The sequence below is a fragment of the Actinomadura sp. BRA 177 genome (assembly GCF_013372625.1).
In the GTDB taxonomy this organism is placed as follows: Bacteria; Actinomycetota; Actinomycetes; order Streptosporangiales; family Streptosporangiaceae; genus Spirillospora.
Map to the genome: position 1 here is coordinate 1 of NZ_JABXFD010000067.1, position 25,048 is coordinate 25,048.

The following is a 25,048-nucleotide window of genomic DNA, read 5'->3' on the forward strand; positions in this document are numbered from 1 at the left end:
ATTCAGCCCAGGCGTTCCCGGGCGTCGTCGTGGGTGCGGCCGGCTATGGGGTGGCGGGAGAGGGTTACCAGGCCACCTCGGACCAGGGGGAACGTCCAGGAGTGTGCCGTGTGGGGGTAGGACGGGGTTGCGCGGCGGAGGCGGGACCAGATGCGCGGCGATATCACTTCTTGTAGGCAGACCATGTCGTAGTCGGAGTCGTCGAGAAGCGCTGCCAGGGCGTCCATGCGGGCTTGGGTGCGGCCGCGGAAGAGGGTGTTGAAGGTGAGGATGCGTACCTTGGCCATGGTCGCCATTCTACGGTGCCGTGGTCTGTATTATGTTCCGATAAATGGGCTTTTGGGGTGTTTTGACACTAGCCTGTTGGCGCGGTGGACTATCTCGTTTGCGTTGAAGAGGGGCGTCGGGTGGGCCATGATGGAGGCTCAGCCGCCCGACTTCCTGAAAGTGCCCCTTGATGCGCAACGCTCCCCTCCATGGCGAAGAAACCTGCTCAATGCCCGGGTGTGGTCGTCTGTCGTGTTTCCTTGTGCGACTGGAGGCGGCCGGGCCCGGAGTGGCCGGACGGGAATCGTGCGGTGCGCATCTCGCCGAGGTCGTCCAGGAATTGGCGCGGCAGGCGCGGGAGCAGCGGAAACGACGGGCGCGTGTGGTCGTGTACGCGATGTCCAATGGGGTGGAGCCTTTCGATCGGCTCGCTCTCGGTGCCATACCGGTGTGAGCATGGCTGCTTCCGGCCATTGCCCATCGGCGCGGCGCTTCCGATACTGGCCAGGCAATGCCGGACGCGACCAAAAGGGGTCGGCATGGGATTCCAGCTTGGCTTGTTCTCCCCCAACACCGAATCGGGACTCGCGATCACGACCGCTCCGGAGCGATGGCACGCGACCTGGGACGACAATCTGCGGCTCGCCCGGATCGCGGACGAGGCCGGCATCGACTTCCTGCTGCCCGTCGCCCGCTGGACGGACTGGGGCCCCGACACCGCCTTCCACCGGAGCGCCCTCGACCCGCTGGTGTGGGCGTCCGGGCTGCTCGCCCACACCAGTCGGCTGCGGGTGTTCAGCACCGTTCATACGGCTTTTCACCATCCGGTCGTCGCGGCTAAACAGCTCGCGACCGCCGACCACCTCAGCAAGGGGCGGGTAGGGCTGAACATCGTGGCTGGGTGGCACGCCCCCGAATACGAGATGTTCGGCCTCACGCTGCCGAACGACCACGACACGCGCTACGCGCTCGCGCAGGAGTGGTGGGACGTCGTCAAGCGCATCTGGTCGACCGACGAGCCGTTCGACCATGAGGGGCAGTTCTTCCAGTTGCAGCATGTCGTGGGGCGGCCCAAGCCGTTCAACGGGCACAGCCTGCCGGTCATCAACGCGGGGTCGTCCAAGCAAGGGCGCTCGTTCGCTGCGCGCAACGCCGATCGCGCGTTCACTGTTGTGGGCGGGCCAGAGGACGGTGCGGAAATCGTGAAGGCCATCCGTGCGGAGGCCGCGTCCCATGGGCGGACGGTCGGTGTCTTCACGCTCGGCCATGTCGTGTGCCGTCCGACCAAGGCCGAGGCAGAGGAGTTCCTGCACTACTACGCCAACGAGCACGCCGACTGGCCCGCCGTCGACGAAGTGATGCGACTGCAGGGGCTGCACGCGCAGTCGTTCACTCCGGAGATGCTCCAGATATACCGGGACAGGTTCGCGGCCGGTCACGGTAGCTGCCCGCTGGTCGGCGACCCCGACACAGTGGCGGACGGCCTCGCGGAGTTCGCGCGTGCGGGATTTGACGGTATCGCTCTGTCGTTCCTCAATTACGCTGATGAACTGGGCTACTTCGCCGCCGAGGTCATGCCGCGGCTGCGGGCCCGGGGTGTGCTGTCCATCGACCCTCCAGAGAAGGCTCCGCCTACACGAACATGACCACTACCTCGCCGCCCCTGTCCGCCTACCAGCGGATCGTCAGCGCGGACATCGACGTCCTGCACGACACGGTCGAACCGTTCGCCGTGGGTCACGACCTCCAGGCCCGTGTGCCGGACGACCCGCTGGACGGTCAGGTCAACGCCCTCGGTGTGGGCGCGGTCAACCTGGTGTGGGTGCGGTACGGGGGCGGCGGGGTCATCGTGGACACGCCACCGACGGCAGGGCATTTCGCCATGTGCGCGCCCATCGCACCCATGGGCGTCGAGTACCGGGCCACGAGGAACCGCGACACCGCCGGCGGCAGCCTGGTGCTGTCCCATGACGAGCCGATGCGGATGACGCCGCATCCGATGCTGGGCTGCCTCGTCATCGCCACGAGCACCGGACGCCTCGCCGACCATCTCGCCGGTTATCTAGGACGCGACTACACCACGCCACTGCGTTTCCACAGCGTCGACGGGCCGGCCATCGCACCGGCGGCGATCGTCGAACGCACCTGGCGGCACGTGTGCGACGTCCTCGACCATGCGACCGCCCAGGGCGGGCTTCATCCGCTGGCGGCGCGCACCCTGGAGGAGTCGCTGCTCACCGCCATCCTGCTCGGCCTGCCGCATACGGCCACCGAGAGTCTCGCGGAGTCGCCGGCACGGTCACCGCACCATCTTGCCGCGACCATCCGCGAGTGGGTGGAGGCACACCACCGCCGTCCGATCGGCGTCACCGACATCGCGGCGGCGGTGAGCATCAGCGTGCGTCAGCTTCAATCGATCTGCCAGGACCAGTGGGGTCTGACCCCAACGCAGCTCCTGCGCGGCATGAGGCTCGATCACGCGCGCGCGGCACTCACCGTGGCACAGCAAGGGCCGGGCGCGGTCACGGACGTAGCCAGAGCCGCCGGCTACCTGCACATGAGCCGTTTCGCCGCCCACTACAGGCAGCGCTTCGGAGAGACCCCAACACAGACGCTGAAACGCGCCGGTTAGATCAGCCGTTCAACGTCCGCCCGGATGCGGTCGCCTGCACGTCGTCCGATACGGGCGAGTGCCCTGTTGGCGGTGGGTGACACGCGAGAGAGCGCGCGGCCGAAGCGTGCTTCGACGGCGACGAGCGCCACTGGCGTGTCCTGCCGGACGGCGCGCAGGATCGCCCGCGCCACCTTCTCCGGCGGGAACCCGCGTCGCTCTATCGCGCGCCCCGTCCGTTCACGCAGCTCGCTGTCCACACTGGGCGGCAGACCGACGAAACGGGTGTTTCCCATGATGGGCGTATCGATGGCACCGGGGCAGACGGCGGTGACGCCGATGCCGTAGCGGTCCAAGTCGAGGCGCAGGCATTCCGTCATCTGCAGTACGGCGGCCTTGGTCGCGCTGTAGGCGGGCAGTTCGGGGCTGGGCATGAACGCGGCCATCGATGAGATGTTGACGATGTGGCCCCACTCGCCGCGGTCAACCATCTGGCGTCCGAACAGCCGGGAGCCCCGGAACATGCCGTCCAGGTTGATCGAGCGGATGCGCGCCCACTCCTCCTCGGACGTGTCCAGCAGGGAGCCCGCTACGGCGATGCCCGCGTTGTTCACCACGATGTCCGGAACGCCGAAGTTCTCGCGGACGTACTGGGCGAACGTTTCCATAGCTTCCGCATCGGCGACATCGATCCCGTAGATGTGGGCTTCGCCTCCGGCCGCCTCTATCTCGTCCTTGGTCCGCTTGGCCGCGCCTTCGTCGATGTCAGCGGCGACCACACGCGCCCCTGCGGCGGCGAATGCGTGGGCGGTGGCGCGTCCGATGCCACTGCCCGCACCCGTGATGACGACGAGATCGCCGCCGAAGTCCTTGCCCGGCCGTCCTGCCGCGCGCGCGTGGGCGAGGCCCGGTGTCTCTGGGCCGCCCTCGATGTGGTCGACGAACTCCGTGATCCAGCGGGCGATGAGGTCGGGATGACTACGCGCCACCCAATGCCCTGCTGGAGCGCGACGCACGTAGAGACGTGGCACCGGCCCGCGTGCAGAAAGCAGGAGCGACTGCGAGCCGTACCGGTCCTTTACCGGGACGATGAACTGGACGGGCACGTCGGTTCGTCCATCGCCGGACGTGCCCGCGCCGCGTCCCATGTTGGCGCGGTACAGGCCGAGCCCGTTGCGGGCGTCCGCCGGCAGCGTCTCCGCCGGGTGGCCGGGCCGGGGCTCGGCGCCCTCGCGTAGCCGCATCATCCGTCCGAACCCGGCGGCGAGCACACGCGCCGCGGCCTCGCCCACCCGGGGCGCCATGAAGACGGGCATGTAGACGCTGCGCCGCGCCTGGCCGAGCACCTCCGCGACACCCCGCGGGCCGGACCGGACGGCCTCGCGCGCCCACCGCGCCATGTGCCGCCGGTCCGGCCCCGAAATCGAGGTGAAGGAGGCGATGCGGCCGCGCAGCCGGTCGCCGATGACCGCCTCCCAGCCCTGCACCGACCCCCAGTCGTGCCCCACCAGGTGGACGGGCTCGGTGGCGCCCACCCCGTCCAGGACGGCCGCCAGGTCGCCCATCAGGGCGTCCAGCCGATAGTCCAGCGGGTCGGACGGGCTGCTGGACGCACCGGCGCCCCGCACGTCGTAGGCGACGACGCGGAAACGTGCGGCGAGGCGCTCGGCCACGTCGTCCCACATCGCGCTCGTGTCGGGGTAGCCGTGTACGAGGATGACCGTCGGCTGGCCGTCCTCACCGCTCACCCGTACGGCCAGCTCGATCTCGCCCGACCTCACCCGCTGGTCTCGCATCAGCCCGCCCGGTCCGTAGGAGCCCCGTTTCCGTTGAAACTACGCCTCTGCGACAGGCTGTCCAGGGGCGGCCTTACGGACGGGTTGACGCAGGATCGTGCGCATCTTCTCCGGGTCGGTCTCCCGTGTGTCGGACAGGTAGACCTCGTGGTGGAGGCCGTTCACCACGAGACCTTCGTCCTCCATCAGTGCGGCCATCCGCGCAAGGGACGCGGGCTCGTCCGCGTAGGCGCCGCTGTGCAGCATCTGTACGCACAGGCCGTCGTTGTAGGTGACGTGTTGGACGCGCGCAGCCGCCGGTAGGCCCGAGCGCGCCTCCTCACGGGCGCGGCCGATCGACACGGTGTCGTCCGGGAGACGAAGGAACAGATGCCACCGCCACTCCTCGCGCGGCACGTCGAACGGTGAACGCTCGTCCTCCACCCACCAGCGTCCCTCCAGCGGAACCATGGGCGCACCCAGCGCGCCCATGACGGTGTAGAGCGCACCCACGCTCACCCCATACGCGGCACCTCCGGGCTCACCCTGCCCGGTCACGGCCAAGCCGGACACGGTCCCGTGCTCCACCATCTCCGGCTCTTCCGAAGCCTCGTACCAGCTCACTGATCGTCACCCACTCGAATCATCACCCAGGTCTCCAGGTGTTCGGGCGGCGTGGTCGCGGGGTCGTTGAGGTACACCTCGCGGACGGGCCCGGCGGGCGTGTGCCCGTAGTCGCCGAACCACGCGAGCACGCCATGGACCGTGAGCGGAATCTCCTCATAAGGGCCGGTATGGACGGCCGCCGCGAACGTCCCGCCGGGCAGGACGTCGTCGCCGTCCGCCGCCTGGACGGTCACGCGCACGTCGAACTCATCCGCCATGTCCAGCGGGAAGAGGCCGACGAGCAGGCCGTCCGGCGACATCCGGGGCAGCAGCCGGCGCACGCACACCGACGTCGCGTCCGAGATCGTCAGCGGCGTCGCGGTCTCCCGCGCGGCGAACACGCGCCGCGCCGGTTCCCGGACGACCGCCACCTCACTCTCCGGCAGGCCCTCGGCGAGGACACGGTCGAGCAGCCGCAGGCCGCGGCGCCGCCGGGCGATGTCGGCCTCGATCGTGTCCCGCGCGTCCCGCAGCGCGCCGGCCTCGTCCCCGGACAGTACGCGCGCCACCACGGGCAGCGGGACGTCCATCGCCCGCAGCAGCCCGGCCATCAGCGCGTCCCGGGCCCGGTCGGGCCGGTAGTACCGGTAGCCGGACGCGGGGTCCGTCCACGCCGGGGACAGGATGCCGAGGTCGTCGTAGTGCCGCAGCTGCTTGACGCTCAGCCTGCACAGCCGCGCGAACCGTCCGATCGGCAGGAGATCGTCGCTCACGGGCCCCACCCTGATCCCTCCCATAGTGGGAGAGTCCAGCTCAGGACGGACGCGCCGACAGCCCGGTGCATCCGCGCAGCCCGTTCCACCGCTTCAGCTCCGCCTTCGCGGCGGCGCCCTTCATCGGAATCGGGATGCCGCCCTGGATGAGCGCCGGAGCCCACTTGTCCTTGACGACCTTGCCGTTCTGCACCTTCAGGAACAGCACACCGGACTTCGCCGTCTGGCCGTTCGCGGAGTAGAACACGAAGTTGCCCATGCCGTAGTGGACGTACGTGTCGTTCATGTAGCCGCCGCCCAGCGGGATGTGCGCATGGCCTCCGACGATGATGTCGGCGCCCGCCTCAACGAGTTGCTGGGCGAGTTCCTTCTGACGCGGCAGCGGGCAAGGCTGAAGCTCCGCACCCCAGTGCAGATGGACGATGACGACGTCCGACCCCTTGCGTGCTTCCTTCACCGCCTGCACCATCCGCGGGACGTTCTTGGCCGACGCAAGACCGCCCTTGGTGTCAGTCGCCGTCCACGCCTGGATCAGGTTGTCGTCCAGTACCTGCGTCGCACCCACGATGGCGAGCTTGTTGCCCTTCACCGTCACGCGATACGGCTTGAAGGCGTCATCAGCGTCCTTGCCTATGCCGACCACGGGGAACCGCGTCTTCTTTATCGCGGCCAGGGAGTCGCGTAGGCCGCCCTCCATGTAGTCCATGCCGTGGTTGTTGGCCATGGACACGACGTCCACCCCGGCGGCCTTCAGTGCCTTGAACGTGGACGGCGGCGCACGGAAGGTGAACTGCTTACCTGGCGCAGGCGTACCACCGGTCGTGATGGCCGTTTCCAAGTTGAGCATGGCGAGGTCTGCGGCGCGCAGCTGTTTGGCAACGGGGCCGAGCGCAGTGGACGGCTGACCGAGCCGCGCACGCAACTGACCCTCGAAGTGGGTGTCGCCGCCGAACGCGAGGATGATCGGCTCCTTGGCCGGCGGCGCCGGCTTCTGCTCGCCGCCCTTCGCGGCGGACGTCGACGGCGGCGGCATCGCCCCTTCCGCCTCGGAGTCGCCCGAACTCCCGCACGCCGCCGCGGTCAGCGCCATTCCGGCCATGACCGCGACCGCGGCGGCCTTCCCCCGCCTGCTCATCGCCTCGCCTCCGTCCGGCCCTCCTGGACCTGCTGGGTCGGCCAAGCATGCCATGACCGCCGGACGCCCCCACCAAAGACAAGTAATTCATTATCTTGAATCGTTCATGTGACTGCCGCTAGATTGAGCGCACCCGAGACTCATCCGGAGGGACGGCCGGCCTCGATGCCGCCCCTCATCCCCCTGAAGCGGCCGGGCGGCCTCCCCCGCCCGGCCGCTTCCCCGTCTCCGGGACGCCTCAGCGTCCCCGCCTATAGGCTCTGACCAGGTACCGGATCGATCTCGAGGAGCCCTGATCATGCCCTTCCCCGCCTGGGCGACGGACCCCTACAGCCTCCTGATCACCCAGGAGGAGTACGAGGCCCTTCCAGAAGACGTGTCCAAGGCCATTGAGGTTGTGGACGGCAGCGTCGTCGTCTGCGAATCCCCGAGTCCTGAACATCAACGCATAATGATGAACCTCTGCTACGCGCTGAAGGCTGCGCGGCCGAGTGGTGGTCCCTGCATCGATGTGCTGCCGGACACCGATGTGTACTACGTCGAACCGCACTCCCACATCAGCGACAAAGCGCGACGGTTCACGATGCGCCGTCCCGACATCAGCATCTTGCATTGCATCGAGCGCGGCTCGAAGCTGACGAGTGCGGACGTGTTCACCGCAGTGGAGATCGCAGGCTCGGACAGCAGACAGCGTGATTTCCAGGACAAGAAGGCCGAATACGCGGGTCAGCGCATCCCCGTCTACCTCATCGTCGTCCTGGATGCCGAGGAGACGATCAACTCCGTGGAGGAGTACCGGCTCGACTGGTCGGGCCGCAGCTACCAACTCGCCATGGTTCACCGCGATGTGCTGGCCACCGAACTACCGGAAGGCATGAAAGTGAACGTGACATTCTCGGAGTTGGAGTCCGTCTGAGCGTCCGACGCGGGGATGATGCCGGGTTCGAGGGTGCGGTGGTAGCGGCCGAGGCGCTCGACGTTGCGGGCGCGGGCCTGCGGGATGATCCAGACGGCCCGCATCACCGCGGTGGCCAGGACGAACAGCCCGGCGAGGATGACGATGAGGAGGGCGATGGCGATGTCTGTCATGGTGGCTCCTCGGCCGAGACCGGATAGAGCAGGGCCGTGGCCCCTTCGATGGCGAGGACGTCGGCGGTGGCGCCGGCGGGGATGACGAGGTCGGGGTCGTAGGGGCGGGCCGTCCACTCCTCGCCGCCGATGCGGGCGCGTCCGCCGTGGCGGGTGACCTCGGTGAGCGTGTACGCCTCGCGCCCGACCAGGGCGGCCGTGCCGGAGCGGAGCGGCGGCGGCTGCCTGATGTGGCGGGTCGCGATGGGACGGACGACCGCGATGCCGGCGATCGACCCGACGGCGAAGACGGCGGCCTGGGCGGCGAGCGGCAGGCCCAGGGCGCCGGTCAGACCCGCGGCCAGGGCGGCGACGGCGAGGATCCCGAGCGCGAACGTGAGGGTGAGCAACTCGGCGATTCCGAGCAGCGCGGCGACGAGCAACCAGGCGACCCACGGCTCCATAGCAGCTCCCTAGAGGCTGCCGAAAGTCCTCTACTTCAAAGTAACTCCCAAATCGCCGTTACGGCCATGCCTTGGGGGTCGGCCATGGCATGGCTTTGGCCGACCAGTCATCATGGGGCCGACGGTCCCGTTCACAAGGAGAACTCTCGATGGGCGACCGCACGGCGTTTCGTACCTGTCCCCTCTGCGAAGCCCTGTGCGGGCTCGAACTGACCCTGGACGACGCGGGAACGGTGACCCGCGTACGGGGTGATGAGAAAGACCCGTTCAGCAAGGGATTCATCTGTCCCAAGGGCGCGACGCTCGGCAGCCTGGACGGGGACCCTGATCGGCTGGCGGAACCGCTCGTCAACGGCGAGACGGCCGGATGGGACGAGGCGTTCGAGGCCGTCCGGAAGGGGCTCGCGGACGTCATCGAGCGGCATGGGCGGGACTCGGTCGCCGTCTACATCGGCAACCCGACCGCGCACTCGATCGCCGGGCCGCTGTACGGCGGCGCGATCGTGAAGGCGCTCGGCACGCGCAACCTGTTCACGGCCAGCACTGCCGACCAGATGCCGAAGCACGTCGCGTGCGGGCACATGTTCGGCGATCCGCTCGCGATTCCTGTGCCCGACCTTGACCGGACGGGTCATCTGCTCATGCTCGGCGCGAATCCGCTGGAGTCGAACGGGAGCCTCGCGTCCGCACCCGATTTCCCTGGACGGCTGAAGGCCATCAAGGCGCGTGGGGGAAAGGTCACGGTCGTCGACCCGCGCCGCACGCGGACGGCCGCGCTCGCCGACGAGCATCTGTTCATCAAGCCGGGGACGGATGCGTTCTTCCTCATGGCGCTCGTCCACACCCTGTTCGCCGAGGACCGCGTCACCGACCGCCTGCCTGGACGCGTCAACGGCCTGGACGACCTGCGCGCTCTCGCCGTCGACTTCGCTCCCGAGCGCGTCGCGGACGTCACCGGTATCCCGGCGGACGTGATCCGGCGGACGGCCCGCGAGCTGGCCGCCGCCGACCGCGCCGCCGTCTACGGCCGCATCGGCACCTGCACGCAGGCGTACGGGACGCTCAACAGCTGGCTCGTGGACGCGCTGAACGTCCTCACCGGGAACCTCGACCGGGAGGGTGGCGCGATGTTCCCGCGCCCCGCGCACGCGCCCGTGTACCGGCGCCGGAAGCCGTTCACGACCGGGCGGTGGCGCAGCCGCGTCCGCGGGCTGCCCGAGGTCAACGGGGAGCTTCCGGTCGCCACGCTCGTGGACGAGATCGAGACGGCAGGCGAAGGCCAGGTCAAGGCGCTGATCACGATCGGCGGCAACCCGGCGCTGTCGGCGCCGAACGCGGCCCGGCTCGACCGCGCGCTCGCCGGGCTGGTGTTCATGGTCAGCGTCGACCCGTACCTGAACGAGACGACGCGGCACGCGAACGTGATCCTGCCGCCGCCGCGTCCCGCGCAGACGCCGCACTACGACATCGCGCTGACCGGGCTCGCCGTCCGCGACTACGCGCGCTACTCGCCGCCCGTCGTCCCGCTGCCGGACGGACGTCCGAGCGAGGCCGTCGTCCTCGCCCGGCTCGCCATGATCGCTTCGGGGACGGACGGCGACCCGGCCGCCCTCGACGAGCTGATCATCACGTCGACGCTGGCGAAGGCGACCGCGCTGCCCGGCTCCCCGGTGCACGGCCGCGAACCGGACGAACTGCGCAAGATGCTCGACACCGGCACGCTCACCGAGCAGCGGCTCGACATGATGCTGCGCCTCGGCCCCTACGGCGACGGCTTCGGCGCCGACCCGTCCGGCCTCACGCTGACGCGCCTGCGCACCGAGCACCCGCACGGCCTCGACCTCGGCGCACTCAAGCCGCGCCTGGACGAGGTGCTCTGCACGACGTCCGGCCGCGTGGAACTGTGCCCGTCAACGTTCGCCGCCGATGTCGACCGTCTCCACGCCGCCCTGCGTGCGCCGCAGACCGACGGGATGGTGCTGATCGGACGCCGCCACCTGCGTTCCAACAACAGTTGGCTCCACAACCTCCCCGAACTGGTGCGCGGCTCCAATGTGTGCACGCTCCAGCTCAACCCCCAGGACGCCGAACGCCTTGGCGTCACCGCAGGCGAGACGATCCGCGTCACGTCCCGGACGGGCACCGTCGACGCCATCGCCGAACCCACCGAGACGGTCATGCCAGGCGTCGTGAGCCTCCCGCACGGATGGGGCCACGACCGTCCAGGAACGCGCACCGCCGTCGCGCATGAGCACGCGGGTGTCAACGTCAACGCCGTCACCGACGAACAGGAGATCGACCCCCTGTCCGGCAACGCCGTCTTCAACGGCGTACCCGTCACGCTGGCCGTCCCACCGCGCTGACCCCGTGGTTTATCCCCTCGGGCCGTAGGTAGGGGTATGACTGGCCGCAGGAGAACGCGGAAGACTAATGTCGCACCAGGCGTCTCAGAACCGCGGAGGAGGGGACATGCCCCGACGGGTGAACATATTCCGGCGTGGGTCCGAGCCCCAGTCGTCCGCACGGCTCGCGGACGCCACCGAAGCGCTGGAGCAGGCGAGCGGCCTGGACCGTACCATCCGCGTCCTGTCCACGGCCGTGCGGCGGACGCTGCACCCGGGGCCGGTCAAGGACGCCCTGCACGGCGTCCCGCTGGGCCACCCCGCCCACCCGCCGCTCACCGACGTGCCCGTCGGGCTGTGGATGTCCGCCGCCGTCCTCGACCTCATGCCGGGGACGCGTCGCGCCTCGCAGGCCCTGGTCGCCGCCGGGCTCGCCGGAGCGGTCCCGAGCGTCCTCACCGGCATCGCCGACTGGGGCTCCCTGCACCGCGAGCAGCAGCGCGTCGGCCTGATCCACGCCGCGGGGATGGCCGCGACGAGCGCCCTGTACTCGGCGTCCCTCGTGGCCCGCTACCAGGGACGGGACGGCGCCGGCCGCGCGTTCGGCTTCGCCGGCCTGTCCACGCTGCTCGCGGGCACCTACCTCGGCGGGCACCTCGCCTTCCGGCAGGCCGCGGGCGCCAGCCACGCCGACAAGACCGGCCATCTCGTCCCGCTCGGCTGGCACGACCTGTGCAGCGCCGCGGACCTCCCGGACGGCTGGCCCGTCACCCGGCGGCTCGGCTACATCAGCCTCTTCGTGCTGCGGACCGGCGACGACGTGCACGTCCTCACCGACCGCTGCAGCCACCTCGCCGGCCCGCTCCACCAGGGCCGCGTCGTCACCGACGACAACGCCGACATCTGCGTCGTCTGCCCCTGGCACGGCAGCACGTTCCGGGTCGCGGACGGCTCCGTCGTGCACGGTCCCGCCACCGACCGCCAGCCGTCCTTCGAAACGCGCGTCACCGAGGAGGGCACCCTCCAGGTCCGGCCGATCGGTTAGAAATACGAGATGCCATCTCGCTTGACGAGATCAGCGGGACTGTCCTACGGTGTCCGGAAGGTCCCTCACCGCCGGGAGCACACCATGATCCGAGCCGCCTCACCAGGCCTTGGACCCGTGCCGGGCACCGAGCGGCTGCACGCCAGGCGGCTGGTCTCACCGCCGCCGTACTCGGAGACATCGCGGGTCCGCCCGCCGCGCGAGGGCATGCGTCCCGGCACCGCCGCGGGCATCCCGCAGACGCCCTTCTAGCACCGGACGACCGCAGCCCTTTCCCTCTTGGCCGCGGCCCTCCGCGGCCGTCTCACCCTCCCGAAGCAGCGAGGCAGCATGAGTACCACCGTCGACCTGTCCCCGATCTCCGGCCCGTCCGCCTGGCGCGGCGACGAACTGGCCGGCTCCACCGAGTGGATCTACCACCTGTCCGACGCCGAGCGCGACGAGCTGGAGGCCGTCGGCCGCCGCTTCGTCGCCGACGACCCGGACCTGCGCACCGTCACCGCCGCCGACTACCCCCTGAACGCCTGCACCGGGCTCATCGAGGAATGCGCCCAGCAGATGGACACCGGGCGCGGCTTCATCCTGATCCGCGGCCTGCGCACCGAGGACTACGGCGACACGGTCGCGGGCGCGATCTTCTACCTGATGGGCCTGCACCTCGGCTCGCCGATGCCGCAGAACCAGTACGGGGACGTCCTCGACCACGTCATCGCCACGTCCAACAAGACGATGGAAGACCCGACGGCGCTGCCGTCCCGCGTCCGGGACCGGCTGCCGTTCCACTCCGACAGCTCCGACGTCGTCGCCCTGATGTGCCTGCGCGGCGCCCGCGCCGGCGGCGCGTCCAGCCTGGTCAGCGGCACCACGATCTACAACGAGATCCTGCGCCGCCGCCCCGACCTCGCCCCGCTGCTGTTCGAGGAGTGGCACTGGGACTGGCGCCGGCAGGACCCCGACGCGCCCGCCGACACCTACCGGTCGCCGATCTGCAGCTACGTCGACGGCGTCTTCAGCACCTACGCCGGCGCCCAGATGATCATCACGGCGCAGGAGTACCCGGACGTGCCGCGGCTGACCGAGGCGCAGATCGAGCTCCTGCACCTGTTCGACGAGATCGCGCAGGAGCCCGGCCTCCCGCTGGACATGGACTTCCAGCCGGGCGACGTCCAGTGGCTGCTGAACTACGCCGCCCTGCACTCGCGCACCTCCTACGACGACCACCCCGAGCCGGAGCGCCGCCGCCACCTGCTGCGCCTGTGGCTGCGCCGCGAGGTCGGCCGCCCGATGGTCCCCGGCTTCGGCAAGAACGTCATCAACGGCGACGCCAAAGAGCCCCTCCCCGGCGGCCGCTTCCAGATCGCCGACGCAGTGGTCCCCAACGAGACCTGGGGCCTCTAACCCACAAACCACGGCCGTCCGCGTCTCTCCGGGGAGGGCGCGGGCGGCCGTTTTCACGCGGACCCCCGACCTCAGCCGGTCGGGCTACCCTGCCAGCGTGACTGCCGGACGGTCCGCCTCTGGGCCGCTGAACGCACCGGGCCGTGTTAGGGGAGGCGGGCGTAGAGGCGGGAGTAGACCGTCAGAGAGGCTAGATCGAGGACGTCGCGGCGCGGGTCGTCCTTGGACGGGGCGGCCGCCGGGCCTAGGCGGACGGTGTCTATTCCGTGGGCGCGTAGGACGACGCCGTCGGTTGAGCCCGTCCAGCCGGTTATGGGTGGTGGGTCGGCGCCGAATTCCTCGCGCCATGCGTCGCGGGCCATGCGGACGATGGGGGCGTCGGACGGGGTCGCGGCGGCTGGGTGGACCTCATCCAGGTCGACCTCGACCGTGCAGGCGGCAAGGGGGCCGTCTGCACACGCGGACTCGACCTCTCGCCGCAGCGTCGCGGCCAGTGCGCGCGGGTCCGCTCCCGGGACGGTCACGACGTACACACCGGCCTCTAGTAGGGCCGGGAAGAGGTCGGGTTTGTCGGGGCGGCCGGCGGTTAGTGAGCCGATGCCGGCGGCGGGGCCGACCTGGGTACCCGGCGCGGTACTTGAGACCACGTAGGACGTTCGCCAGCGTTCGATCGCTTCGATTACTGGGGCCGCGTGGGCTATTACGCCGCCGTGCGGGATGGGTGACTCGCGGGCTAGGACGGCGCCGTGGCGGCCCTGGACGCGTACGCGTAGGTAGAGGGCGCCCGGTTCTTCCCAGAGGATGGTTGATGGGCCGCCCTTGGCGATTACTGCGGCGGACGGGTAGGGAGCGTCCGCCAGGTAGTGGTCCAAGCCCGTTGAGCGGGGTTTGCCGGCGGGGCCATGCAAGGTGCTGCGGTGGGTTCCTGAGCCGGCTAGCAGGAGGCCGGCGGACGCGCCGCGGGACGTGGCCGAAACGAAGGCGATCAGGGCTGCGGCGGCGGGGCCGCGGGCTACACCCAGGCCGAAGCCCTCTACATGGGTGGAGGTCGCTTTCAGGGGGGCCGGTGCGTCGGCGCGGGCGGTGATGGGACGGTCTTCGTCGGAGTCGCCGCTCAGGGACGTGTCCAGGTGCGAGTAGAGCAGCACGCCTTCGGGGTCGCCCGCGTGCAGGTTGGCGCCGCCCTCGCCGTAGCGCTGGACCGTCCAGTCGATCCACGGCCACCGCGCCGTGCACCAGGAGGCGAGGTGCACGGCGGCGGCGGCTTCGTGACCGTACGGCGCCCGGATGGCGTCCATCGCCTTCAGGGCGCCGACGATCTCCTCAGTGAGGTTCAGAAACGGCCCCAGTCGTCGGCGGCCGGGCGCCACACGTCGATGTTGCGCGGGTCCGGCGGCATCCGGCGGGGACGGTGCGTCTCGTGCTCCTCCGGCGTGAACACGCGGTGCCGGTCGCACAGCTCGTAGCGCGGGCCGTGCTTCGGCTCGTGCATGTAGAACGCGATGGACGTCGACGCCGAGTGGTTCACCATGTCGGACGCGATCGGCTCGCCCTTGTAGAGGGCGCGGGCACGGAAGCGCATGACGTGGTCGAGGCTCTTCGTCGCGAAGCACAGGTGCGCGACGTAGTGCTCCTTGTTGTTCTGCAGGGCGAGGCTGTGGTGGTAGCGGTCCTCGCAGCGCAGGAACGTGGTGGAGCCGACGATCTCGTCCGAGGACTGGAAGCCCAGGACGTTCGTGTAGAAGTCGAGGGACTCCTCGTACTTCGTCGTCGCGATGAACGGGTGGACGAGGTCGACCGGGCGAAGCTCGGCCAGTGGTGGTTCCGCGTACTCCAGGAAGCCGGTGAACAGCTCGATGATGAGGCCGTTGGGGTCGCGCACCCCGAAGCCGTCCGAGCAGAAGCCCTTCTGGCGGTCCTGGAGCTCCAGGATCTCGTGGCCGGCGTCCGCGACGCGCTTGCGCAGGTCGGCGAGGATCTCGTCGTTCTCCACGCTGTAGCCGACGGCGGACGTGTGCCCGGCCTCTCGCTCCGGCGCGCTGATCAGCTCGATCGAGTGGTGCTCGATGTCGGTGCGCAGGTAGGCGTACTCGTCGGTGTGCTGTTCGAGCTGGAGGCCCACGTGGTACTGGAGGAACTCGATGGTGCGCGCCATGTCGGGCACCTCGATGCGGGCGTACTCCATGCCGTACGGGCCGCGCGGACGGCCCGCCCTGCCGCCGGTCTCGTAGCTGACGATGTGGTGCTGCTCGACGATCGGGCGCCAGCGTTCGCGGACGAACCGCTCGTGCGAGTCGCTCTGCAGGTAGGCGTGCAGGTCGGCGGCGGTCTCGAAGCGCACCGAGAACGCGTGCGTGAACGTGCTGTCGCGGGTGCTGACGTTGGGGCCGAGCGAGAAGTCCCGCATCTGCGGGTAGCGGCCCGGGAAGGTGCGCAGTTCCGCCAGCAGCGCCTCGACCGCATCGGCCGGCGCGTCCGGGCGGAACCGGAACACCACGGTGTGAATGATCATCGGGATTCCCTCAGAGGATGAAGCTCAGCCGGCTGCCCGCGGGCAGGTGCTCCTGGCTGAGGATCGCGCGGCGCAGCCGGAAGCGCAGCGTGTCGCCGCCGGTCACCAGCAGGTGGTCGTAGCGTCCGACGTAGGCGTCGAACTCGAAGTCCCGGGCGCGGTGGACGATGAACGAGGCCGTCACGCGGAGCAGGCCGGGTTCGTCGTGTTCGTGCAGCCGGACGTTCGAGACCATCCGGTGCGTGCGGGACGGCGGGTTCTCCGCGTGCGCCTTGCGCGACTTGAGCCGCTTGACGCGCGCGCGGAGCAGGTCCCAGTCGTCGGTGACGAACGACCCGGACGCGTGCATCGACGTGCCCGTCCAGTCGGTCGCCGGTACCTCGAACCGGGCGCCGGGCTCGAACAGGGCGAGCCAGTCGTCGTACTTCCAGGCGTCCAGGATGTCCGCCTCGGCGTAGAGGAAGTCCTCCACGTCGGCGCGGGTGATCTCGCGGCCGTCGATGAGTACGGTCATCGCACGTTCCTCCCCTCAAGGAAGCGCTCGGGCCGCGGCCCGGCGACGGAAAGGCCGTCCTCGACGTCCAGCGCGTGCACCCAGTGCCGCCAGAAGCCGCGCATCGCGCCCTCGTCGATGGACCGGCCCTGGACGCCCTTGACCTCGTCGACCATGCCGCGCGACATGTCGCTGTAGTCGAGTCCGGGACGGGCCTCGGCGGCGGTCGCCTCGATGCCGCGCTGCACCGCCTCGTACGCCTCGATGTCGTCGGGGGTGGCGAGGCCGCCCGGTCCGACGAAGCTGACCATGGTCTTCATCCGCAGCGCGCGGGTGTCCTCGTCCTCGCCGCGCGGTGCCAGCTGCCAGGCGCGGACGTCGGTCTGGTCGGCCGCGACGGGTTCGAGCTGCCGGATCGACAGCCCTTCGAGGTCGAAGAGCAGCAGGTTCGGCCAGACGAACAGGATGTGGCTCTCGTCGGCGACGTAGCGGGCCCGCTCGGGGCCGAGGCGGCGGTCCATCTCGGCGCGGTGCTCGGTGGTGCGGACCTTCTCGTCCTCGCCGAAGCGCGGCTCCCACAGCATGCTGATCCGGCCGCCGTGCCCGGTGAGGACGAGCAGGCTGTGCCCGTTGCCGAGGTTGTAGGCGTACTGGTCGTCGTCGGTGACGGCGAAGCCGGTCTCGCGCAGGTAGCCGACGAACGTGTTGTGCGTCGGCGAGAAGTGGTAGCCGTCCATGGCGTTCTCGACGCCGAGCTTCCAGTTGCCGCGCACGCCGTAGTACTGGGTGCCGGGCAGCACCTCCATGCCGGCGGCGTGCTGCTCGGAGATCATCGTCATGTAGTCGGCGGCGTCGCCGAGGAAGTCCAGCAGCGGCGGGACGTCCGGGTCGAACGCGACGAAGACGAAGCCCTCGTGGATCTCCAGCCGGGGGACGGTCCGCAGCCGCATCGAGTCGAGGAATCCCTCGCCGGCGGCCTCGTAGGCCTCCTTGCCGGGGATGGCCGCGACGTCGCCGTTGTTGCGGAACGTCCAGGCGTGGTAGAAGCACTGGAAAAGCTTGCTGGACCCCTCCCGCTCCCGGCACAGGATCGTGCCGCGGTGCGGGCAGGCGTTCAGGAACGCCTGCACCGTGCCGCCGGTGTCGCGGCAGAAGATGAGCGGCCTGCCGCCGAGCGTCCGGGTCTTGAAGTCGTTGGGCTTCGCGACCTCGGTCTCGTGGCCCAGGTAGAGCCACGACCGCGCCCAGATCCGGTCCCGCTCCGCCTGGAACACCTCGGCCGAGCGGTACGCGACCCGGTTGACGCGGAAAGTCAGCGCGTCCCAGTCCTCGACGACCAGCTGCCCCGGAAGCCTCCCGCCGTTCGGCTCTGGCATCGGGCGCCCACCCCCTCCACGCAGGTTCATTCGACTATTCGAGATGCCATCTCGTATCGTGCATACAGAGTTGCCCAGTCCGGATCGCCGTGTCAAGGGTCACCCGGACGGAATCGATCCGGACGTTGACGTGCTACATCCCAGTTGCCATGATTACGTCTCGCAATAAGAGATGGCACAGCGTAGCGCCGACCGCGCCGGACGACTGCGCCGACCGTCCGGGAGCCCCGTGCGGACAGGGCCTGCGGGCTGTCCGGATGGCCTGCCGGCGACGCCGGACTCATGATGAGATGGCGTGTCATTCCACCGCGGCCCACCGCCCCCGGACGGCGGGCGAACGGCGGCCGAGGCAGAAGCGAGAGACGGATGGCAACGACGATGAGGACCGCACGAGACACGGGCGAGGGCTCCCCGTCCATCCAGACGGTGCAGCGCGCCGCCCTGATCCTGGACTCCTTCACGGTGAGCCGGCCGCACCTCAGCCTGAACGAGATCACCGCGCGGCTCGGCGCCAGCAAGGCGACCGCGCACCGCTACACCAAGGCCCTGCGCGCGGCGAACCTGCTGCGCTACGACGACCGCACGGCGCTGTACTCGCTCGGCCCGCAGGTGCTCACGCTCGCCGCCGCGGCGCGGGCGGCGCTGCCGATCGTGTCCGCCGCCGAGCCGTACATGGACCGGCTCGTGCAGAGCGCCGGGCAGACCGTCGTGCTGAGCATCTGGGACGGCGAGTCCCCGACCGTCGTCCGGTCGGCCGACAACACCGACCACCTGATCCGGATCAGCGTCCGGGTCGGCTCGCGGCTCGACCTCGCCACGTCCGCGCAGGGCCGGGTGTTCTGCGCCTACCTCCCGCCCGAGCAGGTGCCGGCGCTGGCCAAGCTGCTGCGCCGCTCGCCGGGGCTGCGGGAGGACGTCGACTGGATCCGCGAGCACGGGCTGTCGGTCAACTCCCCGTCCGAGAACGGCCTGCACACCATCGCGGCGCCGGTCTTCGAGGGGGACTCGATCATCGCCACGATGGCGATCGTCGGCACGTCCGTGGACGTCCCGCGCCGGGCCGACTCGCCGATGGCCGAGGCGCTGCTGGAGATCACCCGGGAGCTGTCGCAGCGGCTCGGCACCAACGGCGCCCCGGCCGCCGAGGCGGCCGGCTGACATGCCGGACCCGGCCGGGGCGGTCCCGGCCGGGAGGCGCGCGGTCAGGGCAGCTCGTCCAGGTAGGCCAGGGACGCGGCGAAGTCGGCGCGCGGCGGGACGAAGATGTCGATGTTGACGCACGGCTCTTCCAGCGGCTCGATGTAGTGCTCCGCGCCCCTCGGCACCAGCAGGAACGTCCCTGCCGTCATCTCGTGCGGGACGCCCTCGACGTAGTAGTTGCAGCGCCCCGAGGCGATGTAGACGAGCTGGTCGAAGTCCTCGTGGCTGTGCGGGTTGAGGTCCATGCCCACGTCCAGGGTGTGGTGGGCGAGCATCACCTCGTCGGTGGAGTAGACCCGGCGCCGCACCCCCTTGCGCATCTCGGTCTCCGGCATGTCGGCCCAGCCGACCACCCGGTTGTAGAGCTTGGCGTTGCGCCCGTTCTCGGTCATCCGTTGCCTCCCTCGCCGGCCGCCGCGTGCAGTCCGGCGGCCAGTATCTGCAGGTCCGAGCCCGTCACCAGGTAGCGCGCGGCGGCGAGGCCGTGCGCCTTCGCGGCGGCCGGGGACGGGGCCCAGCCGCCGAACGCGATCCCATGCCGCCGCGCGGCGTCCTCGATCTCGGTGACGGCCGCGCGCAGGTCCGCGCCGCCGGGCTCGGCACCCAGGCTGACCGCCAGGTCGGTGCCGCCGACGAAGACCACGTCGAGGTCGGCGATAACCTCGTCCCAGGCCGTGCCGCCGTCCCGCCACCAGGGCGTCTCGATCTGCCCGACCAGCAGCGGCGGATCGGCCCGCTCGGCGGCCAGGAACGCCGCGAGCCCGCCCCGCCCGAACCCGGCGGACCGGTTGGCCAGGCTGACCGACCGGTCGCCGTCCGGCGCGAACCGGGTGGCCTGGACGAGCGCCCAGGCCTGCGCGGGACCGCTCAGCATCGACAGCTGGAACCCGGCCGCGCCGTTCTCCAGCAGCCGGCAGATCAGCGGCCCGTCCACCTGGGGGACACGGACGAGCGCCGGCAACCCGCAGCGCTCCGCATGCCGGACGAGGCCGATCGCGTCGGCCTCCGTCAGCACGGAATGCTCCAGGTCGACGACCACGAAATCGAAGCCGGCAAGGCCGCACAGTTCCACCACGTCCGGCGCGGGCAGCTTGACGAACGTCCCGTGCAACCGGGAACCGTCCGCCAGTGCCGCCCGCAGCCGGGCCCGCAAAGCAGTGGTCACAGGCCGCGCCACGGGACGGTCTCGACCGGCTTGCCGCCGTGCAGGACGAGGACCGGCTCCAGGCGGGGCGCGGTCATCGTGTTGCCCGCCGCGTCCGGGAGCACGGTCTCCGCGGTCTCCTCGACCACGGTCACGTGCGCCGGGCCGCCGGGCTTCAGTTGCCCGTAGCCCTCGGCGTACAGGCCGAGCAGCCCGGCGGGGCGCACGGTGGCGCGGGCGACGGCCTCGGTCAGCGGGACGCCCAGCGCGACCAGCTTCGACATGCTGGTCAGCAGGTCGAACACCGGTCCGCGCCAGTTGCGGGCGCTGGTGTCGGAGCTGAGGATGTCCGGGTAGAAGCCCTTGGCGATCGCGCGGCGCGCCACCTCGAAGCTGAGGTTGCTCTTGCCGTGCGCCGAGTCGAACAGCACACCGCGCTCGCGGGCCGCCGCCACCGCGGGCAGCACCTCGTCGCCGTCCAGGATGCCGTGCTCCTTGCCGGTGTAGCAGTGCGCGACGATGTCGCCGGGACGCAGGTGGTCCAGGACGACCGGCAGCGGCTCGGACGTCTCGCCGATGTGCACCATGAGCGGCAGGCCGGCCTGCTCGGCGGCGTCGAGCGACTTCTTCAGCAGCATCTGCCAGTTCTCGCCGACGACGTCCTCGGACAGCCGGATCTTGAAGCCGCGCACCACGTCGGGGTTCTCGGCGGCGGTGGCGAGGGCGTCGTCCGGGACGAGCGTGTCCGGGTTCATCAGCTCGCCGAACCGGAAGTCGATGAGGCCGAGCACCGAGACGTTCAGGAAGTTCACGATGCGCATCGGCGACGGCTCGACCACGAGCTTGCGGAACGCGGCGAACGTGGACGCCCCGGCGGTGCCGGCGTCGGCGGCGGCGACGACGCCGCGGCGCAGGTGCGCCTCGTCCGGCGGCGCGCCGACCTTGGAGACGTGCTGGAAGATGTGCGTGTGGCCCTCGACGAGGCCGGGCAGCACCCAGCGGCCGGTGCAGTCGGTGACCTCGGCCGCGCCGGCGGCCAGCCCGTCGCCGACGGCCGCGATGGTGCCGCCGCTGATCGCGACGTCGGTCCGCGCGTTCAGCCCCGACGCGGGGTCGATGACCGTCCCGCCGGTGAGGACGCGGTCGTAGCCGGGCTTGTTCTGTTCGGTCATCGAGGTACTCCCGATCGTGTGAGGTTGCGGGTGAGGGGAGGCACGGGGGTCACGCCCGGACCCGGGTGATCAGCGGCAGCACGCCGTCGACCTCGACCCGGACGGTGTCGCCGGGCCGCAGGAAGTCGTCGCGGTCCTGGCCCGTCCCGGCCGGGGTGCCGGTCAGCACGACGTCGCCGGGGCGCAGCGCGGCGTACCGGGAGATGCGGGCCAGCAGCTCGGGGATCGCGAAGATCATGTCGGCGCTGGAGGAGTTCTGCCGCGGCTCCCCGCCGACCAGGCAGCGGACGCCGATCATGTCCGGGTCGGGGACCTCGTCACGGCCGAGCAGGGACGCGCCGAGCGGGGTGAAGCCGGGGAAGCTCTTGGCCAGGGCCGGTGTGCCGGTGCGCTTCATAACGTCGCGGGCGGTCATATCGTTGGCCGCGGTGATGGCCGCGACCGCGGACCACGTCTCGTCCTCGGCGGCGCGGTCGAGGGTCCGGCCGATCACGACGGCGATCTCGGCCTCGTAGTCCATCTGGGCGGTCTCTTCGGCCGGCAGCCGGACCGCCGCGCCGGGCGCGCTCACCGAGGCGCAGCCGGCGAGGTAGAGCACCGGCTCGTCCGGTACCGCGCGCCCGGTCTGCGCGGCCTTGGAGTAGTAGTTCAGGCCGACGCCCCACAGCGCGCGGGGCCGGGCGAGCGGGGCGCGCAGCCCGGTCTCGCCGTCCAGCGGGATCCGCCGGACGACCTTCGCCTCCGCCAGCGCGTCCAGTGAGCCGGTCGCCTCGATCACGGCGCTCGGGTCGGGATACGGCGCGTCCAGGAGGGCCACCGAGCCGTCCTCGATCCGGCCGATGCCCGCCGACGTCATCACAACATGCACGATGCCATCTTTCGATGCGAGATGAATTTCTGTCAAGCAATGAGAGATGCCATCTCACAATGCAACATGGACGGGCGGCGGGCAGCCTCGCGGGCCGCCCGGCACGCGGCCGGGCGGCCTGGCGAATCCGCAGGTCAGCCGGGTACTTCGGGGGACGCGGCGGTGAGCTGGCGGGTCACCTCGGAGCCGTCCCAGTAGTCGATGCGGCGGGCCAGCAGGCCGTCCGCGTCGACCCACAGCCGGAACACGCCGCGCACCTTCACCGGCGCGTTCCCGGCCGGGACGAGCCGGAACGACATCCGGTAGGCCAGCACCGCCCGCACGTCCCGGACGACCAGGTCCTCCAGCTCGTACCGCAGGTCGGCGAAGTCGGCCAGGAAGCCGGTCAGCCGCCGCCGGTAGGCGGCGCGGCCGGTGACGCCGCGCCCCATCGTGGACGTGTGCTCGTTGACGAAGTCCTCGGCCACGCAGGCGGCGACGGCGTCGGCGTCGCGCCGGTTCAGCGCGCCGAGATAGCGCAGCGCCGCCGCGCGGGTCCGCTCCTCGACCCGCGCGACGGCCCCCGGCTCGGCCGGGACGGAGTCGGCGGTCAGGACCCGCCTCCCCACTTCTCCCGCACGGTGTCGAACACCCGCTGGTCGTGCGAGATCTCGATGACGTTGCCGTCCGGGTCCTTCAGCGCGCAGATGTAGCCGACCGGGTCGGGCATCTGGCGCGGCTCCCAGTGCAGGCAGCCGAGCTCGCGGGCGCGCTCGGCCAGGGCGTCCACGTCGCCGCGCGCCGGCACCTCGATGCCGATGTGCGCGAACGGGTGCAGCAGCCCGAGCTGCCCGCCCCTGTCCTTGTTGAAGGAGACCAGCACCAGCACGAACGGCGTCTCCACCTGGCCGTCGTTCGACAGCCAGGCGCTCTCCCCGTCGGCGTCCTTGAACCGCTCCAGCACCACCAGCGGGGTGAGGGCGGTGTAGAAGTCGATCGCCTTGTCCAGGTCTCCGGTCGGCAGCGCCACATGCGTCCAGCGCGCGGCGGTCAGTCCGGTCACGTGCTCCTCCTCGATATCGGCCGGGCCCGGATCCCCCGGGCCCGGATGCGCTTGCTCCTCAGACCGTGCCCCGCTGGAAGGGTTTGCCCAGGGCACGGGGCTCGCGGTCCTTGGTGGCGAACACCAGCATCGCCACCAGGGCCAGCAGGTAGGGCGCGACGATCAGCAGCTGCGAGTTGAGCGTGAAGCCCAGCGCGGGCAGCGCCAGCCGCATCGCGTCGGCCAGCCCGAACAGCACGCAGCCGAGCAACGTGCGGCCGAGCCGCCACGCCCCGAAGATCACCGCCGCGATCACGATGAACCCGCGGCCGGCGGTCATGTTCTGGCTGAACGAGCCGACCTCGCCCACCGCCAGGTAGGCGCCGCCGAGCCCGGCCAGCAGCCCGCACCACAGCAGCGCCTGCCGGCGCCGCGCGTTCACGTCGATGCCGGTCACGTCCGCGGCCTGCGGGTCCTCGCCGACCGCGCGCAACTCCAGGCCCCACCGGCTGCGCTCCACCAGCCACCACGTCAGCGGGACGACCGCGATCAGCAGGTAGACCGGCCACCGCTCGACGAACAGGACCTGTCCGATGATCGGGATGTCGCGCAGCACCGGCACGCTGACCTGCCACACCTGGTGCCCGGTGAACGTCCCGGTGACGATCAGGTAGCTGGTCAGGCCCAGCACCAGCGTGTTGAGGACGAGGCCGACCACGAACGTGTTGACCGCCGCCCGGTGCGACAGGTTGCCGTGCACGAACCCGATGAGCAGGCCGACCAGCATCCCGGCGGCGAGGCCGGTCGTGGCGCTGCCGGTGACGGACGCGCCCGCGACCGCCCCGAACGCCCCGCCCAGCATCATCGCCTCGACCGAGATGTTCACCGTCCCGGCGCGCTCCGCGAGGTACTCCCCGCAGGCCGCGAACGCGAGCGGCACCGTCAGCCGGGCGCCGCTGGCGAGGATCGTGGAGATGTTGTCCGCGGCGCTCATGACGCCACCGCCTCCTTGGCCTTGGGCGCCGCCGCATCAGGGCCGGCGCCGGTCCCGCGGCTCTCGCGCCGGCGGCGCAGCGCCTCGGTCACGACGGGCGGGACGACGAACGCGAGCACCAGCAGCGACTTGACGACGTCCACCAGGAAGTGCGGGACCCCGGTCGACGCCAGGAACCCTCCCCCGGAACGCAGCACGCCGAACAGCAGCGCGACGGGGATCGCCATCAGCGGCCGGTTGCGGGCGACCAGCGCCACCAGCAGGCCGTCCCAGCCGATGTTGTTGGAGATGCCGCCCTGCAGCCGGTTGGTGCCGACCGGGCTGGTCAGCAGCACGGCGCCGGCGATGCCCGCGAACGCGCCGGACACCGCCAGCGCCGTCCCGCTCAGCGCCGCGACCCGCACCCCGGCGTGCCGGGCGGCCCGCGGGTTCAGGCCGAGCATCGTCAGCCGGAACCCCCACCGGCTGCGCGCGATCAGCACCGCGATCACCACGGCCGCGATGAGCGCGAGCAGCAGCCCGCCGTTGATCTGCAGGTTCGGGTACTGGCCGAACGAGCCGAGCAGCCCGCTCTCCGGCAGCCGGTTGGACTGCGGGGAGACCGTCGCGTTCCCGCGCCGCGTCTCCTGCAGCAGCCACGGCGTGTTCACCGCGAACGAGACCATCTGCTGCGCCAGGAACGTCATCAGCAGCGTGCTCACCACGATGTTGACGCCGCGGAACCGGTGCATCAGCGAGCTGATCCCGGCCCACGCCCCGCCCGCCAGACCCCGCCCCCCCCCCC

General features: G+C 70.7%; 27 protein-coding genes. 8 read left to right on the forward strand and 19 right to left on the reverse strand.

The features are described from left to right. Nucleotides 1-2: 2 nt before the first annotated feature. Nucleotides 3-287, reverse strand: coding sequence for an endonuclease/exonuclease/phosphatase family protein (locus HUX53_RS00850; protein ID WP_176401242.1), 285 nt, complete (start codon nt 285-287; stop codon nt 3-5). A 519-nt stretch (nt 288-806) separates the two neighbouring features. Between HUX53_RS00850 and HUX53_RS00855 the strand changes: the two genes are divergently transcribed. Together HUX53_RS00855 and HUX53_RS00860 are read left to right on the forward strand one after the other, a co-directional pair. Next, nucleotides 807-1,913: an LLM class flavin-dependent oxidoreductase gene (locus tag HUX53_RS00855; protein ID WP_176401243.1), complete on the forward strand. Its 1,107-nt coding sequence runs from the start codon at nt 807-809 to the stop codon at nt 1,911-1,913. Beyond that, nucleotides 1,910-2,899, forward strand: coding sequence for an AraC family transcriptional regulator (locus HUX53_RS00860; RefSeq protein WP_176401244.1), 990 nt, complete (start codon nt 1,910-1,912; stop codon nt 2,897-2,899). Before HUX53_RS00855 ends, HUX53_RS00860 begins: the two co-directional genes overlap by 4 nt. On the opposite strand, the gene HUX53_RS00865 is transcribed toward HUX53_RS00860, so the two are convergent. The 4 genes from HUX53_RS00865 to HUX53_RS00880 are packed head-to-tail and all read right to left on the reverse strand — an operon-like array spanning nt 2,896 to nt 7,167. Beyond that, on the reverse strand, nt 2,896-4,674 hold the full coding sequence (locus HUX53_RS00865) for an SDR family oxidoreductase (RefSeq protein WP_176401245.1): 1,779 nt from the start codon (nt 4,672-4,674) through the stop codon (nt 2,896-2,898). The two genes, HUX53_RS00860 and HUX53_RS00865, sit on opposite strands and share 4 nt — an antisense overlap. 39 nt (nt 4,675-4,713) lie before the next feature. After that, nucleotides 4,714-5,277 (reverse strand): GyrI-like domain-containing protein, encoded by a 564-nt coding sequence (locus HUX53_RS00870; protein ID WP_176401246.1) that lies wholly within the window; start codon nt 5,275-5,277, stop codon nt 4,714-4,716. Next, nucleotides 5,274-6,032: a GyrI-like domain-containing protein gene (locus tag HUX53_RS00875; protein ID WP_176401247.1), complete on the reverse strand. Its 759-nt coding sequence runs from the start codon at nt 6,030-6,032 to the stop codon at nt 5,274-5,276. Before HUX53_RS00875 ends, HUX53_RS00870 begins: the two co-directional genes overlap by 4 nt. Before the next feature lie 40 nt (nt 6,033-6,072). Beyond that, on the reverse strand, nt 6,073-7,167 hold the full coding sequence (locus HUX53_RS00880) for a CapA family protein (RefSeq protein WP_176401248.1): 1,095 nt from the start codon (nt 7,165-7,167) through the stop codon (nt 6,073-6,075). Between the two features lie 298 nt (nt 7,168-7,465). On the opposite strand from HUX53_RS00880, the gene HUX53_RS00885 reads away from it, so the two are divergent. Beyond that, on the forward strand, nt 7,466-8,083 hold the full coding sequence (locus HUX53_RS00885) for a Uma2 family endonuclease (RefSeq protein WP_176401249.1): 618 nt from the start codon (nt 7,466-7,468) through the stop codon (nt 8,081-8,083). On the opposite strand, the gene HUX53_RS39780 is transcribed toward HUX53_RS00885, so the two are convergent. Both HUX53_RS39780 and HUX53_RS00895 read right to left on the reverse strand, forming a co-directional pair. Next, a complete protein-coding gene (locus HUX53_RS39780; protein WP_217918956.1) occupies nt 8,005-8,256 on the reverse strand; it encodes a hypothetical protein in 252 nt (83 codons plus the stop codon). The genes HUX53_RS00885 and HUX53_RS39780 overlap by 79 nt on opposite strands. Continuing rightward, on the reverse strand, nt 8,253-8,699 hold the full coding sequence (locus HUX53_RS00895; protein ID WP_176401250.1) for an NfeD family protein: 447 nt from the start codon (nt 8,697-8,699) through the stop codon (nt 8,253-8,255). The genes HUX53_RS39780 and HUX53_RS00895 overlap by 4 nt, the downstream gene beginning before the upstream one ends. Before the next feature lie 149 nt (nt 8,700-8,848). Between HUX53_RS00895 and HUX53_RS00900 the strand changes: the two genes are divergently transcribed. From HUX53_RS00900 to HUX53_RS00910, 4 genes are all read left to right on the forward strand, one after another. Further along, nucleotides 8,849-11,062: a molybdopterin dinucleotide binding domain-containing protein gene (locus tag HUX53_RS00900; protein ID WP_176401251.1), complete on the forward strand. Its 2,214-nt coding sequence runs from the start codon at nt 8,849-8,851 to the stop codon at nt 11,060-11,062. A gap of 106 nt (nt 11,063-11,168) precedes the next feature. After that, nucleotides 11,169-12,086, forward strand: a complete 918-nt coding sequence (locus HUX53_RS00905; protein ID WP_176401252.1) for a Rieske (2Fe-2S) protein — start codon at nt 11,169-11,171, stop codon at nt 12,084-12,086. 117 nt (nt 12,087-12,203) lie between these two features. Continuing rightward, complete coding sequence (locus HUX53_RS40590; protein WP_255204798.1) at nt 12,204-12,338, forward strand: hypothetical protein; 135 nt, start codon at nt 12,204-12,206, stop codon at nt 12,336-12,338. Nucleotides 12,339-12,416: 78 nt separating this feature from the next. Further along, nucleotides 12,417-13,484 carry a TauD/TfdA family dioxygenase gene (locus HUX53_RS00910; RefSeq protein WP_176401253.1) on the forward strand — a complete coding sequence of 356 codons (1,068 nt, stop codon included), beginning with the start codon at nt 12,417-12,419 and terminating at the stop codon, nt 13,482-13,484. 146 nt (nt 13,485-13,630) lie between these two features. Here HUX53_RS00910 and HUX53_RS00915 read toward each other — a convergent pair whose 3' ends face one another. Genes HUX53_RS00915 through HUX53_RS00930 form a run of 4 tightly spaced genes read right to left on the reverse strand, consistent with a single transcriptional unit; the run spans nt 13,631 to nt 17,865 of the window. After that, nucleotides 13,631-14,854, reverse strand: coding sequence for a hypothetical protein (locus HUX53_RS00915; protein ID WP_176401254.1), 1,224 nt, complete (start codon nt 14,852-14,854; stop codon nt 13,631-13,633). Next, entirely contained in the window at nt 14,818-15,996 is a 1,179-nt protein-coding gene (locus HUX53_RS00920) for a Dabb family protein (RefSeq protein WP_176401255.1), read from the reverse strand. The genes HUX53_RS00915 and HUX53_RS00920 overlap by 37 nt, the downstream gene beginning before the upstream one ends. A gap of 10 nt (nt 15,997-16,006) precedes the next feature. Further along, nucleotides 16,007-16,510, reverse strand: coding sequence for an aromatic-ring-hydroxylating dioxygenase subunit beta (locus tag HUX53_RS00925; RefSeq protein ID WP_176401256.1), 504 nt, complete (start codon nt 16,508-16,510; stop codon nt 16,007-16,009). Then, nucleotides 16,507-17,865 (reverse strand): Rieske 2Fe-2S domain-containing protein, encoded by a 1,359-nt coding sequence (locus HUX53_RS00930; protein WP_176401257.1) that lies wholly within the window; start codon nt 17,863-17,865, stop codon nt 16,507-16,509. The genes HUX53_RS00925 and HUX53_RS00930 overlap by 4 nt, the downstream gene beginning before the upstream one ends. Nucleotides 17,866-18,243: 378 nt before the next feature. On the opposite strand from HUX53_RS00930, the gene HUX53_RS00935 reads away from it, so the two are divergent. Then, the gene (locus HUX53_RS00935) at nt 18,244-19,023 is read left to right on the forward strand and encodes an IclR family transcriptional regulator (RefSeq protein ID WP_176401258.1); all 780 of its coding nucleotides are present in this window, start codon (nt 18,244-18,246) and stop codon (nt 19,021-19,023) included. Nucleotides 19,024-19,067: 44 nt separating this feature from the next. Here the strand turns inward: HUX53_RS00935 and HUX53_RS00940 are convergent, their stop codons facing one another. The 8 genes from HUX53_RS00940 to HUX53_RS00975 form a co-directional block, all read right to left on the reverse strand. Beyond that, the gene (locus tag HUX53_RS00940; RefSeq protein WP_176401259.1) at nt 19,068-19,457 is read right to left on the reverse strand and encodes a cupin domain-containing protein; all 390 of its coding nucleotides are present in this window, start codon (nt 19,455-19,457) and stop codon (nt 19,068-19,070) included. Then, nucleotides 19,454-20,230 carry an aldolase/citrate lyase family protein gene (locus HUX53_RS00945; protein ID WP_176401260.1) on the reverse strand — a complete coding sequence of 259 codons (777 nt, stop codon included), beginning with the start codon at nt 20,228-20,230 and terminating at the stop codon, nt 19,454-19,456. The genes HUX53_RS00940 and HUX53_RS00945 overlap by 4 nt, the downstream gene beginning before the upstream one ends. Beyond that, nucleotides 20,227-21,381, reverse strand: a complete 1,155-nt coding sequence (locus HUX53_RS00950) for an amidohydrolase family protein (RefSeq protein ID WP_176401261.1) — start codon at nt 21,379-21,381, stop codon at nt 20,227-20,229. Before HUX53_RS00950 ends, HUX53_RS00945 begins: the two co-directional genes overlap by 4 nt. Before the next feature lie 49 nt (nt 21,382-21,430). Then, complete coding sequence (locus tag HUX53_RS00955) at nt 21,431-22,249, reverse strand: fumarylacetoacetate hydrolase family protein (protein ID WP_176401262.1); 819 nt, start codon at nt 22,247-22,249, stop codon at nt 21,431-21,433. A gap of 134 nt (nt 22,250-22,383) precedes the next feature. Then, a complete protein-coding gene (locus HUX53_RS00960; RefSeq protein ID WP_309236984.1) occupies nt 22,384-22,857 on the reverse strand; it encodes a nuclear transport factor 2 family protein in 474 nt (157 codons plus the stop codon). Beyond that, nucleotides 22,839-23,291: a VOC family protein gene (locus HUX53_RS00965; protein ID WP_309236985.1), complete on the reverse strand. Its 453-nt coding sequence runs from the start codon at nt 23,289-23,291 to the stop codon at nt 22,839-22,841. Before HUX53_RS00965 ends, HUX53_RS00960 begins: the two co-directional genes overlap by 19 nt. Nucleotides 23,292-23,349: 58 nt before the next feature. Next, nucleotides 23,350-24,264 (reverse strand): ABC transporter permease, encoded by a 915-nt coding sequence (locus HUX53_RS00970; protein WP_176401263.1) that lies wholly within the window; start codon nt 24,262-24,264, stop codon nt 23,350-23,352. Further along, on the reverse strand, nt 24,261-25,048 hold a 788-nt coding region (locus tag HUX53_RS00975), incomplete at its 5' end, for an ABC transporter permease (protein WP_176401264.1). The genes HUX53_RS00970 and HUX53_RS00975, both read right to left, overlap by 4 nt.